Source organism: Staphylococcus sp. FSL K6-0223, from assembly GCF_038008285.1.
The window spans coordinates 919,860-931,869 of record NZ_JBBOYX010000002.1; the positions used below are offsets into that span (position 1 = coordinate 919,860).

Below are 12,010 nucleotides of genomic sequence, written 5' to 3' on the forward strand. Positions count from 1 at the left end.
TAATAGTGAAAAGGAGCATATAACTATGCAAGGTATTCATAAAACAGAAGACTTTAATTCTACAATCAATAGTAAAGAACCAGTTATTATCAAATTTGAAGCAGATTGGTGTCCAGATTGTAAAGCAATGGATATGTGGATTGACCCTATTACAGAAAAATATAATAACTATCATTGGTATGTAGTAGATCGTGATGAGTTAGAAGATGTTACTACTGAAAATGATGTTATGGGTATACCAAGCATCTTAATTTTCCAAAATGGCGAAAAATTAGCGCATTTACATTCGGCTAATGCGAAATCACCAGAACAAGTCGAATCTTTCCTAGATGAAAACTTGAATCAATAAAAATAAAATTAGAGCTTTCTCTACAAATTTAAAGTAGAGAAAGCTCTTTTTTAGGTACTTTGAAAAATTAAAATAATTACTCAAACTTAGTGATTAAATTTTTATTTTTACGTTTAGCTTTAGTTGGTTCAACTTCTAAATCCGTTAGATACATGAACCCAGCTAAAATTTCATCATCTTGAATATCTAAAGCTCTACGTACTTTAGGTTCAAAAATATAGTGAGGTGTTTTCCAACATGTGCCAATTCCCGCTTCGTAAAGTAACAACATTAAATTTTGAGCAAATGCTCCAAATGCAAAGTAATTTTCTCTGTTTTGTCTTTGTCTAGGATCATTTTTCAAAATGAGTAATAATAAACCACCTAAATTTGTTACAGCATTATAATGATCTTCTCTTTTTTCGGGATGATCTGGAAATGCAAATCGAGTAATGTCATGACTAAAATCACCTAATTTGTCTTTTGAAACATGAACGACACTCCAAGGTTCACGCATTCCATGATTTGGAGCGTCGGTAGCTTTTTCGATAGCATCATATAATGCCTTATCGTCAATCACCATATCATGTTTAAATTTTTTAATACTTCTTCTATTAGATATAGCTTCTTGTAATTCCACTTTAATTCGCTCCTTCTACGTTCGTTGATAACAATTATCAATTATAAGTCACAAAACCGTTAAATTCAACTTATTCGTTTATCATTGATAAAATTCAAGCTGTTGTTTCAGAGCTTTAACATGAATTTGACCAGGAGCTTGTGGCTCACCCAAGCAACCGTATGAAATTGATCCCCCAAACACCCCTTGTGCAACACGACTTACTAATCCAAGATGAGACATAGATATTCCGATAACTTTATAAGGTGTATTATCAGAAGTCACACTCATCGCCTCTAATAAATGTAGTACATCTTCTTTATTGTTTGGCATTACTGCAAGTTTTAAATATTGTGGTGCTAATTTTTGCATTTTGTAATATATAAATTTAATCTCTTCTAATGATGGTGTTTCTTCAAAATTATGATGCGATAACACTACGTTTAAATTCTTTTCTTGAGCATCAGTGATTAATCGAGCATATTGGTCTGTATTAATAGCTCCACTCCATTCAATATCAAGTAATTCAAATTGGGCATATTCAATCAATAGCTTAAGAATATCTATATAAGTTGTTTCTTCAACATTTCCTTTACCGCCTTGACTAGAGGTACGATAAGTCACTAAAATCTTAAAATCTAAATTCAATCCTTTTAATTGTTGAATCACAGTATCAACATTTTTAATAACAAAGTTCTCCCACTGATCTATTCGTAGTTCTACGATATCTATATAGTCTTTATATTTTATTAATTCATCTAAGCACAATTGCGTTATTGTTTCTTCTGGCGAAATGGTTACTGCAACATCTACTTGCGTCATGATATCCCTCTATTCATAAGAATAATAATAAGATTATTTTATATTAATTTATTCATAACTTACAAATGATGATTGGGAGATTGATTTTTATTTCAAGAATTTAATCATGATTTAAAAAATCTAGCACTGGGTATGGTAAAAATATATAAAGATTTAGGAGGTAATAATAATGGCAGTTCAATATGAAACTAAAGCTACAAACGTTGGTGGACGTAAAGGACATGTACACACTGACGATAACGCAATAAATGTTGATGTATTACCACCACAACAAGCTGATGGAAATGCTACAAATCCTGAACAATTATTTGCAGCAGGTTACGCTTCATGCTTTAATGGTGCTTTTGATCTTATTTTAAAACAAAACAAAGTACGTGATGCTGAACCAGAAGTTACTCTAACAGTACGTTTAGAGGACGATCCAAACGCTGAGAGTCCTAAATTGAGTGTAGATATTGATGCAAAAGTTAAAAATGTTTTATCTCAAGAAGATGCTGAAAAATATTTACAAGATGCACATGAGTTCTGTCCATATTCAAAAGCAACTCGCGGTAACATTGATGTAAATCTAAACGTAGAAGTTATTGATTAATCATTTTAGTCATTTCAATTAAATATCTAAGTGTTACTTATAGCTACCAACCTTTGTAAAAGAAGTGTTGGTAGCTTTTTTCTTTCTAAACAGTACATTTCTAACAGAAATTTTCAAACTTAAGTTTATTAAAATTTTTTATTAAGATTTAGTAAACATAATTGTATGATTACAATATCTGATAAAATAGTATGTAGTTAAACCCTTTTAAGATATGGATATAGATGAAATTTCAAAATAATATTTTTATAATTTGAATTTCCACATAATTAAATTATCACAAATGCTTTTTGTTAATATAAAACGATTATTGCGTATTTTTAATAATTCTTTTATTATGTATTTGATAAGTATCTTAGTCTAAAGATATTAAATATGTTTTTATTTTCTTTGAACCTGGAGGTCAACATGAAAAATATCCGTGTATTAAATACTGATGATTTAGAATCTTATAAAGAATTAATGTCAAACGGCTATCATAATTATGCTTGGGATCAATATTATTTAGAACATGTTACTGAAGAATGTCTAAACTCTATTCTCTCGGAAGAAACAAAGTATTTAAACGTTTTCGGCGCATTTGATAATAATCATCTTGTTGCAACATGTACGTTAAAGCAAATAAAATTTGTTGGAAAGCGTCATAAAGCCGTTTTAGAGAATAATTTTGTTAAAGATAATGATGAAATTATTAATAGAGAGCTCATTAATCACATAATTGAATTCGCTAAAACGCAAGGTATTGAAATGTTGATGACCACAATCGCTTCAAATAACATAAGCGCTAAAATATTTTTCAGTTCTCTCGGGTTTGAAAATTTAGCCTTTGAAAAAAATGCTAGTAAAATTGGGGATGAATATTTAGATGAGAATTGGCTCATTTACTATACTTCTGACATTCCATCAAATTCTTAAGAAAGTTTATTTAAAACATGCGTAAATGGGGTATGGAAGATACCCTATCTGCGGGCGTATGTTTCCGCTATGATTTAGTTTTTATAAATATACATAAGTCTTAGACATTATTATTTTTAAAAGTTATAATTAGCTTAAATTATCTGAATTTTCAATCTTTAAAGGCTGGTGATCCCCTTTATGAGTGAAGCAGTAATACACGGTTTTCTCTTAGCTATAGGGTTAATCTTACCCTTAGGCGCACAAAATGTTTTCGTTTTTAATCAAGGAGCAAATCAATCTAAGCTAATTAAAGCCTTCCCAGCAGTTATTACAGCAGGAATATGTGATTCTATACTAATTAGCTTAGCGGTTATCGGTGTTTCTTTAGTATTAATGTCACTACCTCTTTTACAAATCGTGATCTACATTATTGGACTTATTTTTCTGCTTTATATGGCATGGACACTTTGGAATGAAACGCCTGATCCTATTAAACAAGAAGGTGGACTATCTACAACAAAACAAATAAGTTTTGCTTTATCTGTCTCTTTATTAAATCCACATGCAATTATGGATACTATTGGCGTTATAGGTACAAGTGCGTCAGCTTACGAAGGAAATAACAAATTCGCTTTTACTTTAACATGTATATTTGTTTCATGGATTTGGTTTATTTTCTTAGCTTTAGTAGGTAAATCGGTTGGAACAATCGATAAATCAGGTAAACTATTAGTTGTGATAAACAAGTTATCTAGCATTATCATTATAGCTGTTGCAATTTTAATCATTAAAAAATTGTGTCAACTTCTTTTTTAGTACAAATAAGCTCAAGCCCATAATATAGCTATTTAAGGACTTGAGCTTATTATTTTTAGTTTGTAGGTTCAATGATTTCTATGAATTTAAATTGATTATCATCATATTCAAATTTTAAGATATGACAATTACCGATGTCATAAGTGCTACCCTCTTGATTACCTAACACCTTTCTAACAAATAAACCAATCGTACTACCATGGCTTACTGCCAAAGCTGTTTGATTAGTTTGATTAGCAACGACATCCTCAAGTGTTTCATAAACTCTGGATTCAACCTCAGATTTTGATTCACCACCAAAGGGTACTACATAATCACCATATAAATTCTCAGGCTTTTTAATTGCCTTTAATAACTCAATACTCTCTCCTTCAAATAAACCAAAACCCCATTCTTTAATACCTTTTAATCTTTTATAATTTTGGTTAGGTACTGCATTTTCAAGAGTTTCACAGGCACGCTCTTGTGATGACGAAACTAATGTATCAAATGTAATATGATGCTTTTCAAAATAATCTTTAGCAGACTGAGCTTGCCTAACCCCTAATGTTGTTAATGGCGAATCACTCGCACCTTGAATTCTTCCTTTTAAATTGAAAACTGTTTGACCATGTCTCATTAAATAAAATGTTTTAGTCATAATAAACACCTCTTCACTACAATGACTTACTTTTACTATTTAGCATTCTATACAATTTCTATTTCAATATTCATTTAATCACTATGAAAATGAGATGTAAACGACTTCTAATAATATACAAATTTGCTTATCTGCATATTAAATTGTTTTAAATTTGTGAGTATGGGTATAACTTAACATCAGATTTACATTTACTAAAGGAGTGTCTATTATGGATAGTCATAATCAATGCAATTATGTAAATCCTAATTCAGTTTCGTTAGACTGGGAATGTTTAATTATTAGTAAAACTGATATGTTATTAGATGGCGTTCCAAAAGAATTGATTAATGCATGGTTAGACAAAGATCTTATTGAACCTTTTTCTATAAGAAATAACGAAGTTAATTTCAAGACTAAAGATGTATGGGAAGCGCTTAATACTCATAATTGGTATTACTCAAATTAATTTATATAAACTAATTGCTCTATTCGTACTTTCAATTAACTGATGGTCTCTATAGTGATCAAGCACGTATGCACGAATGGCTTTATTGTTTTTTTCTTCACGGGGAAAATGAATATCATCTAAAATATAATTTGCTAAACTACCTAAAGGTGTATCATCATTTATAAAACCTAAAATAAAATCATAAAAAGTCATTCCACCTCAACCCCTTTTCCACTTATTAATAGCTAAGTTATATAGTATTACTCTTTATCATACCAAATTACTCGAGATTGTCTATGTGCAAAATTTTACTTTTGCACTTTTTTTAATATGCTCTTTTAAAATTCTTCACATATAATTACATTTAAAATATTTCATAATCTTTATTGGTTTCTTATTTAGTAATCATTTACTGTTAAATACAATTAACTTTTCATGACCTAAATGAGTCCAAAACTCTCACAAAATACTTCATCATTTACAAATTTAGTAAACTTTCTAATTCATTTGTTTTACAATATCTTATGAGTATGAGTAAATTAAAATGTAAATTGTATATAATTAAAAGTAATTGATTTACCTGTGAGTAATTAATGATATTATAGTATGTAAAAGACTTTATGCTATACGTGTCTAATGAGGTGGCCACCTGTGAAAATATTTAGTATAAATGTGATTAATATTTTATTGACCATATTATTTATAGCCTTTAATGTGCTTATAACTTATAACGCAAATGTTGATAATCAATTATGGTTGATACCAGGATTATGTATTTGTGGCGTCGCTTTATTCACTAGTCTAATAATAGCTATTATTTACACTGATTTGCTAAGCGAAATTATATTTTTCATAAATATAGTATTAGCACTTTACTATATTTATCCTATTTTTTACGACTTCTTGTAATTAAGTAACACTGAGATAAGGAGGGAATCATTGTGAGTTTGCATTTTCAAATATTGTTATGGCTAGCAATTATATTTATAGTCGCTGGAGCTATTATTTTAACAATTATGCTTAAGACTAAGAAAGAAGAAAGAAAAGAATCTTATTTAGGATTTACTGTAATATTCTTGATTTTTGGATTTGCTATGCTTATATACACACTCATTTTCGGGTTGTAACCTTTTGTAGTAGAGCGATATTAATTGCAATTCATCTGTGAGTTCAGTTAACTCATGCTAATATTGATTTTTAGCTAAGTCATTAATTTTGACTTAGCTTTTTTATTTTTGAAAATGAAGTTTATTTTACATATAGAGTCATTTAATATAATAATTAATTTAGTATATTTAATGAAGGAGTTTTCACTATAAATGAAAACTAAATATAAACTTACCATTCTATTTATAACTTTGGTTATAGTACTTTTAATTTTATTTTCAATCAACGTCTTCAATAAAGATAAAGAATCTTATGAAAGCATAGACACTAAAGATTTTAAACTTAAACCGGGCGACATTATCATTACTAAAGGTCCTGTATTATTCGGGTTCTTCGGCCATTCAAGTATAGCCATAGATGAAGATACTGTGCTTCAAATTGAAGGCCCTGGTGATCAACCTATAACTGAATCATTTGAATCATATCAACGGCGTTTCGGTACTGGAAAAGACGATTGGATAAAAGTGTATCGTAGTGTAAAACCAAATGCTGGACAAAAAGCAGCAAATTGGGTAAAACGTAATTACGAAAATAGTGATAGCCGATATCTCGTTACGCTAAATTTGAAAAGTCAAAAATTCACTTATTGCACTAAAATAATTTATCAAGCTTACAAATACGGTGTAGATAAAAATGCTGTAAGTGATCATGGATTATACATCATTTCACCATATGCATTAAAAGATAATTTTACACATGACTATCGTTTAAAGTTAGTTAAAAATATTAAAAATTAAACCCTCCAGACAATAGTTAAGGTAAATGAATAACCTATTGTTTAAGGAGGGTTTTCTCAAATTAAACTTCTTTAAAATAGTTAACGAATTGCTCATTTCTATCTAAAAGGTCTAAATAAGAAATAGAGCTAAATGGGATAATTCGTGTGCAATTCTTAAGCGGATAGATGATAATCTCATTTTCATAATCGACGTGAATATCATTCTCCAATACGATTTTCTTATTTCCAACGACCACGGCTACTGCTTTAAAACTATCATCATTCAAATATCTTCTTAATAATTCTTTATCCATAACAACATCACATCCCTTTATTATAAAATAGCACATTATTGTTAAGGGAGTGTGAAAACAATCTAATTATTTAATTAATTCATAATATTTTTAGAAAATATCGCTCTAGTTTGGATATTACTTAGAACTTTCACTAAAGATGCTTTCTCATCTTAAATAAATAAAATGGCGATTGATTGATTTCTCCTACAATCGAAAAACCGAATTTCTGATAGACGCTTAGAGCTTTCTTATTATCTTGAACTACTGTTAATGAAATTTTGTCAAAACCATCATTGATAGCAAGACGTTCAGCAAATTTTAATAATTTCGTACCAACGCCCTTACCTCTAGCTTTCGGGAGAGTTGCAAGCATACTCACATGAAATTCATCTTTCTCTCCTTCATCCATTGTAATTAGAGAATATATCTTTTTGAAATTGGATAAAATAATTTTTAATGATTTCAATTTTTTCATTTTGATGATTTCAAGCACAGTTTGAAACATTGATTTTTCTAATTTGACTAATGAGGTACAAGTTATGGCACCTAAAACTTGTCCCTCTTCTTTTGCTACATAAGAAATATCATGACTAAATCGGTTACCCTTCTTTTGCCATAATTGCTGTAACTGTTTATTTAATCGTTCATTCGATGTCTCACCTAAAATAACTTGTGCCATTTCATCAATAGCTAAATGAGTTAATCTTCCTCCTTCCTTGTCACTTGATTGAGCACTTTTAATCTGAATGTCCTCCACTTTATCACCTTCGTAAATTATTTTTAAAATAAAAAATACATTGAATTAACAATAATTGTTTACCCTATTAAAGTAAGTTCAATTATTTTTATATAGAAAATAAAAGATGAAATACTTGTTTATTTAATAAAATCATTGTTATCATTTATGAGTTAAATTATTGAAAACAAAGGAGATATAATGAGCAATAAAGGCAGTCTATATTCCATACTTTATTATTTAGCTATAGCGTTAATTGTCATCACTATCATAGTAGTGGTTTTGATTTTCTATAACACTAGAAAATCAGCTTCTAAACCTTCAAGCGATCGCTATAGTGATTTTGAAGAATTAAAAAAGAATACCACTAAAAACAAGGATTGGAGAATTGTGACGAAACATAGAAAGGATAATAATATTTTACTTACAGCCATTCACGGTGGTGGAATAGAACCAGGTACAACAGAGCTTGCAAGACGTGTGTCGAACGTGGGTAAATATAACTTTTATTCTTTTGAAGGTTTACGTAAACATAATAATGATCAACTTCACGTGACTTCAACGAATTACGATGAACCGAGATTAATCAAAATGTTAGAAAAATCGAATGAGACAATTTCAATTCATGGTTCTTCTGGAGATGACCCTATCGTGTACATAGGTGGAAAAGATACTAAAATGGCAAAAGCGATTGCGAAGGCATTACGTAAGAAAGATTTTACCGTTAAAGAGAGTCCGAAAGAGATTAATGCGCAATCTGATGATAATTTTGTAAATAAAAATGATACAGATTCAGGAGTACAACTCGAATTGACCACTGCACAGCGCGAGGAGTTTTTCAAACATCATAAATTAGATAAAACAACGCGAGGTAATCCTAAAAAATATACTAGAGATTTTTATAAGTTTGCGAACGCTGTAGAAAAAGGTATAAAAAAAGCAAAATAAACTCAAATGACCTTCTACCTACATATAAAAATTTTTATTAAAAATCATTTTTTTCAGCGTTTCTACAAGTACGTATCTAGGGTATAAAGTGATATGTATTTTGTGTGGAGGGATTAATATATGGATGAATTAACTAAAGAACAAAAATATACAGTCGCAAAGTTTTATAAATTATATATGGAACGTTCAAATGAAGGATTATCTGAAGAGCAATCTAATGACTTTAAAGATTCTATAACTACTCAAGATGATTATTTCTGTGACCGTGAATATGATGATTTTATTCATAACTGTAAAGTACTTATAGAAGAGGGCTATCTTGAAGGTGATATTAAAGATCAAACGATTTATAATATTAAATTAACTACCAAAGCTTTTACTGAAATTGAAAAAAGCTTTGGTTAGTATTTTTAGTAAGGTGATTTTTAATGGATAATTGGAAAATTGATAATCATTCAAATCGCAAATTTTTAATTCAAAAAAATGAGGGTGAATTATCAATTGTAGAACCATTAGATAATGGTGCATTTAAAATACTTGCTGAAATTAACTTATCTAATGAAAATGATGTGAATATTTATGACAGTCATTTATATGTTTCAGTAAGCCTAGAACAAGAAGAAATTTGTATATTTGATAACAACAATACGTAATCTTTAAAAATTGCGATAATTCTATATTTAATGAATTATCAATTTATGTTAACAGAACTTTAATAATTATTTTATTATTGTCAAACTAATAAAATAGCCATAAATATAGTTTTATGGTACTCTATATGTGTTGCACTCTGTGAGTGTTTAACATTACTTCTTGTTGTCGCCGTACAGACTTTAATTTTCGTCATTATTAAAGCGCTGTACAGGCGATTTTTTTATAATGAAGACAAAATAATTCAAAAAGGATATCACTTTGGGCCTATATAAATAAGAAATTAAAAAAGCTGCGATATGCAGCTTTTTTTATAATATCTCATCTAATTGTTTTACTAAGATAGGTGTATATAAATAACGGTAACCTTTTTTGGTTGGATGTGAATCATCTGCCATCATTTCTTTATCACTTTTAGCTAATTTATTAATTTCATCATTATTAAAAATATCAATAATATGTATATCCCATTTTGTTTTAAGTGGATAAAGATGATTAACTAACTGCTTATAAGTTAGATCATTTTCTCTAATACAGGTATAAAAGATGATTGGACAATGCCATTTAGTATGAACATACTTAATAATATATTCAATCGCACCTAATGTCGTCTCAGTATCAAAACTTTCAAGGTCAAAAGACTGACTCATTTCACCAATTTCATAACCAAATCTTGCATCATTCGTAGATAACTGTATTACAACAGCATCAATTTTAGTATTCACAAAATTTAACTTTCTGAGTCGATTTAAATAACTATTTACATTTTTCCCAGCTAATGTTGTGCCTGATTTAGCCTCTTTGATTCCTTTTACTTCATATTCTGTTGTGAGATATTCAACAAAAGAGATTCCTTTCGAAGCCGCACCATAAGTTATAGAAGACCCTAAAAAGATAATTTTTTTCCCATTAAGATTATCATCTTCTTTTTTCATATCAATTTTTGGATTATAGTAATCTTTATTCCCATTGATAATATTGAAAATGTTCTTCAATGACTTCAACATCGTTGGTACTTCATTCAATATCATTTTTGCTTTATGCATGTATTTCTCCTTATACTTATTTATATTGAAAATTTACTAGTTTATATATTTTAGCATTTTATTAGATTAAGGATACCATCTTACAAATAAAAAAGCCCTCCTAAGAGGGCTTTAAAACTTTTAATTACATTTTAACAACGTTCGCTGCTTGTTCACCACGTTCGCCTTCAACAATGTCGAATTCAACGTTTTGACCTTCTTCTAAAGACTTATAACCGTCTTCTACGATTGCTGAGAAATGAACGAATACGTCCCCGCCATTTTCTCTTTCGATGAATCCAAAGCCTTTTTCTGAATTAAACCATTTAACTGTACCGTTATTCATATAGAATACCTCCATGTGCTGTTGCACTAAATATTTGTAACAAATCCATTAATTAAAAGAGAATATTCTATAAAAATAATTCCACAATCAACTTCACGTTCTTTATTACTTAACATTCACTATACGCTTATTTTGAAATAAGTAAAGTCTTTTCCATGAATTTCTTAAATTAATTTATATTTCAAATTTTTAAAGATAACTATTTATCATCACATATACCATAACTATTAAATAAAATGATTATCACAAAATTAAAGTTATAGTTAATGTGACTTTTTAAATTGCACAAAAATAAGTAGCTAAAGTAGAAATTCAATAAAAATTATACAGTTAGGAATTCAAAATTATCTCAATTTTTAATTTTTTCACACAAAAGAACCATATATAATAATTTACGCATTAACCACCAAAATCTCCAATACTTGCCATATGATATACACATAATCAATTAATTGGAGGTGCTTATAAATGTTCATCTTTGATTTATTAAAAAAAGGAATTCAATTCTTTAAAGACGTATTTGGTAAATAATATTTTTGAGTAGTAGTGGTGCCCTTCTTTATTGAAGGGTACTTTTTTTATATAATAAATCCCTAGTATTATTATAATAAATATTGAATAAATTTGTTATTAATTTTTAGAATTAACAGAAAAGAATTCAAAGTTATTAAATATATACTAAAAAACTACATTTATGAATAATTTTTTACTACTTTTGAAATAATTAACAAAAATTTCTCTAATAATAATATACTACAGCTAACAAATACATAGGAGGTGAGTCAAATGTTCATCGTTAACTTAATCAAAAAAGCAATCGAATTCTTCAAAGGTTTATTTGGTAACAAAAAATAATTAATTATCTTCCCCTCTTTCAATAGAGGGGCTTTTTTATTTCATTTATAAATAACTCTTTTAAAATTTTACATTAATTTTAAATTAGATTTAACGATTTTGGGTAAAGAAAAATTATCACAAT

At 28.6% G+C, this 12,010-nt stretch carries 20 protein-coding genes; 12 read left to right on the top strand and 8 right to left on the bottom strand.

The genetic code is table 11. The annotated features are described in order from the left end of the window. The first annotated feature begins 25 nt into the window (after positions 1-25). Positions 26-349 (top strand): thioredoxin family protein, encoded by a 324-nt coding sequence (locus MHI13_RS15325; protein WP_002433224.1) that lies wholly within the window; start codon positions 26-28, stop codon positions 347-349. Between the two features lie 76 nt (positions 350-425). Here MHI13_RS15325 and MHI13_RS15330 read toward each other — a convergent pair whose 3' ends face one another. After that, positions 426-968, bottom strand: coding sequence for a nitroreductase family protein (locus tag MHI13_RS15330; RefSeq protein WP_064210377.1), 543 nt, complete (start codon positions 966-968; stop codon positions 426-428). A gap of 81 nt (positions 969-1,049) precedes the next feature. Further along, positions 1,050-1,769 carry a type I 3-dehydroquinate dehydratase gene (gene aroD / locus MHI13_RS15335; RefSeq protein WP_064210378.1) on the bottom strand — a complete coding sequence of 240 codons (720 nt, stop codon included), beginning with the start codon at positions 1,767-1,769 and terminating at the stop codon, positions 1,050-1,052. 169 nt (positions 1,770-1,938) lie between these two features. Between aroD and MHI13_RS15340 the strand changes: the two genes are divergently transcribed. The 3 genes from MHI13_RS15340 to MHI13_RS15350 all read left to right on the top strand — a co-directional run bounded on the left by MHI13_RS15340 (position 1,939) and on the right by MHI13_RS15350 (position 4,074). Beyond that, complete coding sequence (locus tag MHI13_RS15340) at positions 1,939-2,361, top strand: organic hydroperoxide resistance protein (RefSeq protein WP_023350631.1); 423 nt, start codon at positions 1,939-1,941, stop codon at positions 2,359-2,361. Between the two features lie 408 nt (positions 2,362-2,769). Then, positions 2,770-3,276 carry a GNAT family N-acetyltransferase gene (locus MHI13_RS15345; protein WP_002433370.1) on the top strand — a complete coding sequence of 169 codons (507 nt, stop codon included), beginning with the start codon at positions 2,770-2,772 and terminating at the stop codon, positions 3,274-3,276. 180 nt (positions 3,277-3,456) lie between these two features. Beyond that, positions 3,457-4,074 (top strand): LysE/ArgO family amino acid transporter, encoded by a 618-nt coding sequence (locus MHI13_RS15350; protein ID WP_002433295.1) that lies wholly within the window; start codon positions 3,457-3,459, stop codon positions 4,072-4,074. A gap of 55 nt (positions 4,075-4,129) precedes the next feature. Here MHI13_RS15350 and MHI13_RS15355 read toward each other — a convergent pair whose 3' ends face one another. Beyond that, positions 4,130-4,714 carry a histidine phosphatase family protein gene (locus MHI13_RS15355; RefSeq protein ID WP_064210379.1) on the bottom strand — a complete coding sequence of 195 codons (585 nt, stop codon included), beginning with the start codon at positions 4,712-4,714 and terminating at the stop codon, positions 4,130-4,132. Between the two features lie 211 nt (positions 4,715-4,925). Here MHI13_RS15355 and MHI13_RS15360 point away from each other — a divergent pair, with 211 nt between their 5' ends. Continuing rightward, complete coding sequence (locus MHI13_RS15360; protein WP_064210380.1) at positions 4,926-5,162, top strand: hypothetical protein; 237 nt, start codon at positions 4,926-4,928, stop codon at positions 5,160-5,162. Here the strand turns inward: MHI13_RS15360 and MHI13_RS15365 are convergent. Beyond that, positions 5,154-5,357 carry a sterile alpha motif-like domain-containing protein gene (locus MHI13_RS15365; protein WP_002432976.1) on the bottom strand — a complete coding sequence of 68 codons (204 nt, stop codon included), beginning with the start codon at positions 5,355-5,357 and terminating at the stop codon, positions 5,154-5,156. The genes MHI13_RS15360 and MHI13_RS15365 overlap by 9 nt on opposite strands. A gap of 423 nt (positions 5,358-5,780) precedes the next feature. Here MHI13_RS15365 and tsaA point away from each other — a divergent pair, with 423 nt between their 5' ends. From tsaA to lnsA, 3 genes are all read left to right on the top strand, one after another. After that, positions 5,781-6,053 carry a type II toxin-antitoxin system antitoxin TsaA gene (tsaA, locus tag MHI13_RS15370; RefSeq protein ID WP_241497403.1) on the top strand — a complete coding sequence of 91 codons (273 nt, stop codon included), beginning with the start codon at positions 5,781-5,783 and terminating at the stop codon, positions 6,051-6,053. A 32-nt stretch (positions 6,054-6,085) separates the two neighbouring features. Beyond that, the gene (tsaT, locus tag MHI13_RS15375) at positions 6,086-6,271 is read left to right on the top strand and encodes a type II toxin-antitoxin system toxin TsaT (protein ID WP_002433387.1); all 186 of its coding nucleotides are present in this window, start codon (positions 6,086-6,088) and stop codon (positions 6,269-6,271) included. A 192-nt stretch (positions 6,272-6,463) separates the two neighbouring features. Beyond that, complete coding sequence (gene lnsA / locus MHI13_RS15380; protein WP_047795995.1) at positions 6,464-7,048, top strand: lipoprotein N-acylation protein LnsA; 585 nt, start codon at positions 6,464-6,466, stop codon at positions 7,046-7,048. Between the two features lie 61 nt (positions 7,049-7,109). Here the strand turns inward: lnsA and MHI13_RS15385 are convergent, their stop codons facing one another. Together MHI13_RS15385 and MHI13_RS15390 are read right to left on the bottom strand one after the other, a co-directional pair. Then, positions 7,110-7,343 (bottom strand): hypothetical protein, encoded by a 234-nt coding sequence (locus tag MHI13_RS15385; protein ID WP_002433190.1) that lies wholly within the window; start codon positions 7,341-7,343, stop codon positions 7,110-7,112. Between the two features lie 133 nt (positions 7,344-7,476). Further along, positions 7,477-8,082 (bottom strand): GNAT family N-acetyltransferase, encoded by a 606-nt coding sequence (locus tag MHI13_RS15390; RefSeq protein ID WP_064210381.1) that lies wholly within the window; start codon positions 8,080-8,082, stop codon positions 7,477-7,479. Positions 8,083-8,262: 180 nt separating this feature from the next. On the opposite strand from MHI13_RS15390, the gene MHI13_RS15395 reads away from it, so the two are divergent. From MHI13_RS15395 to MHI13_RS15405, 3 genes are all read left to right on the top strand, one after another. Next, on the top strand, positions 8,263-9,009 hold the full coding sequence (locus MHI13_RS15395; RefSeq protein ID WP_064210382.1) for a poly-gamma-glutamate hydrolase family protein: 747 nt from the start codon (positions 8,263-8,265) through the stop codon (positions 9,007-9,009). A gap of 120 nt (positions 9,010-9,129) precedes the next feature. Beyond that, positions 9,130-9,414, top strand: a complete 285-nt coding sequence (locus MHI13_RS15400) for a hypothetical protein (protein ID WP_064210383.1) — start codon at positions 9,130-9,132, stop codon at positions 9,412-9,414. A 23-nt stretch (positions 9,415-9,437) separates the two neighbouring features. Next, positions 9,438-9,662, top strand: coding sequence for a hypothetical protein (locus tag MHI13_RS15405; protein WP_002433282.1), 225 nt, complete (start codon positions 9,438-9,440; stop codon positions 9,660-9,662). 309 nt (positions 9,663-9,971) lie between these two features. Here the strand turns inward: MHI13_RS15405 and MHI13_RS15410 are convergent, their stop codons facing one another. Next, complete coding sequence (locus MHI13_RS15410) at positions 9,972-10,706, bottom strand: SGNH/GDSL hydrolase family protein (protein WP_002433286.1); 735 nt, start codon at positions 10,704-10,706, stop codon at positions 9,972-9,974. 124 nt (positions 10,707-10,830) lie between these two features. Then, a complete protein-coding gene (locus tag MHI13_RS15415; RefSeq protein ID WP_002433447.1) occupies positions 10,831-11,031 on the bottom strand; it encodes a cold-shock protein in 201 nt (66 codons plus the stop codon). 786 nt (positions 11,032-11,817) lie between these two features. Between MHI13_RS15415 and MHI13_RS23500 the strand changes: the two genes are divergently transcribed. Next, on the top strand, positions 11,818-11,886 hold the full coding sequence (locus tag MHI13_RS23500; RefSeq protein WP_095658921.1) for an epsilon family phenol-soluble modulin: 69 nt from the start codon (positions 11,818-11,820) through the stop codon (positions 11,884-11,886). Positions 11,887-12,010: the final 124 nt, after the last annotated feature.

Coding starts and splice junctions, on each gene's coding strand:
- MHI13_RS15325 (WP_002433224.1), top strand. CDS start 26: ATGCAAGGTATTCATAAAACAGAAGACTTTAATTCTACAATCAATAGT.
- aroD (WP_064210378.1), bottom strand. CDS start 1,769: ATGACGCAAGTAGATGTTGCAGTAACCATTTCGCCAGAAGAAACAATA.
- MHI13_RS15340 (WP_023350631.1), top strand. CDS start 1,939: ATGGCAGTTCAATATGAAACTAAAGCTACAAACGTTGGTGGACGTAAA.
- MHI13_RS15345 (WP_002433370.1), top strand. CDS start 2,770: ATGAAAAATATCCGTGTATTAAATACTGATGATTTAGAATCTTATAAA.
- MHI13_RS15350 (WP_002433295.1), top strand. CDS start 3,457: ATGAGTGAAGCAGTAATACACGGTTTTCTCTTAGCTATAGGGTTAATC.
- MHI13_RS15355 (WP_064210379.1), bottom strand. CDS start 4,714: ATGACTAAAACATTTTATTTAATGAGACATGGTCAAACAGTTTTCAAT.
- MHI13_RS15360 (WP_064210380.1), top strand. CDS start 4,926: ATGGATAGTCATAATCAATGCAATTATGTAAATCCTAATTCAGTTTCG.
- MHI13_RS15365 (WP_002432976.1), bottom strand. CDS start 5,357: ATGACTTTTTATGATTTTATTTTAGGTTTTATAAATGATGATACACCT.
- tsaA (WP_241497403.1), top strand. CDS start 5,781: ATGAGGTGGCCACCTGTGAAAATATTTAGTATAAATGTGATTAATATT.
- lnsA (WP_047795995.1), top strand. CDS start 6,464: ATGAAAACTAAATATAAACTTACCATTCTATTTATAACTTTGGTTATA.
- MHI13_RS15385 (WP_002433190.1), bottom strand. CDS start 7,343: ATGGATAAAGAATTATTAAGAAGATATTTGAATGATGATAGTTTTAAA.
- MHI13_RS15395 (WP_064210382.1), top strand. CDS start 8,263: ATGAGCAATAAAGGCAGTCTATATTCCATACTTTATTATTTAGCTATA.
- MHI13_RS15400 (WP_064210383.1), top strand. CDS start 9,130: ATGGATGAATTAACTAAAGAACAAAAATATACAGTCGCAAAGTTTTAT.
- MHI13_RS15405 (WP_002433282.1), top strand. CDS start 9,438: ATGGATAATTGGAAAATTGATAATCATTCAAATCGCAAATTTTTAATT.
- MHI13_RS15410 (WP_002433286.1), bottom strand. CDS start 10,706: ATGCATAAAGCAAAAATGATATTGAATGAAGTACCAACGATGTTGAAG.
- MHI13_RS15415 (WP_002433447.1), bottom strand. CDS start 11,031: ATGAATAACGGTACAGTTAAATGGTTTAATTCAGAAAAAGGCTTTGGA.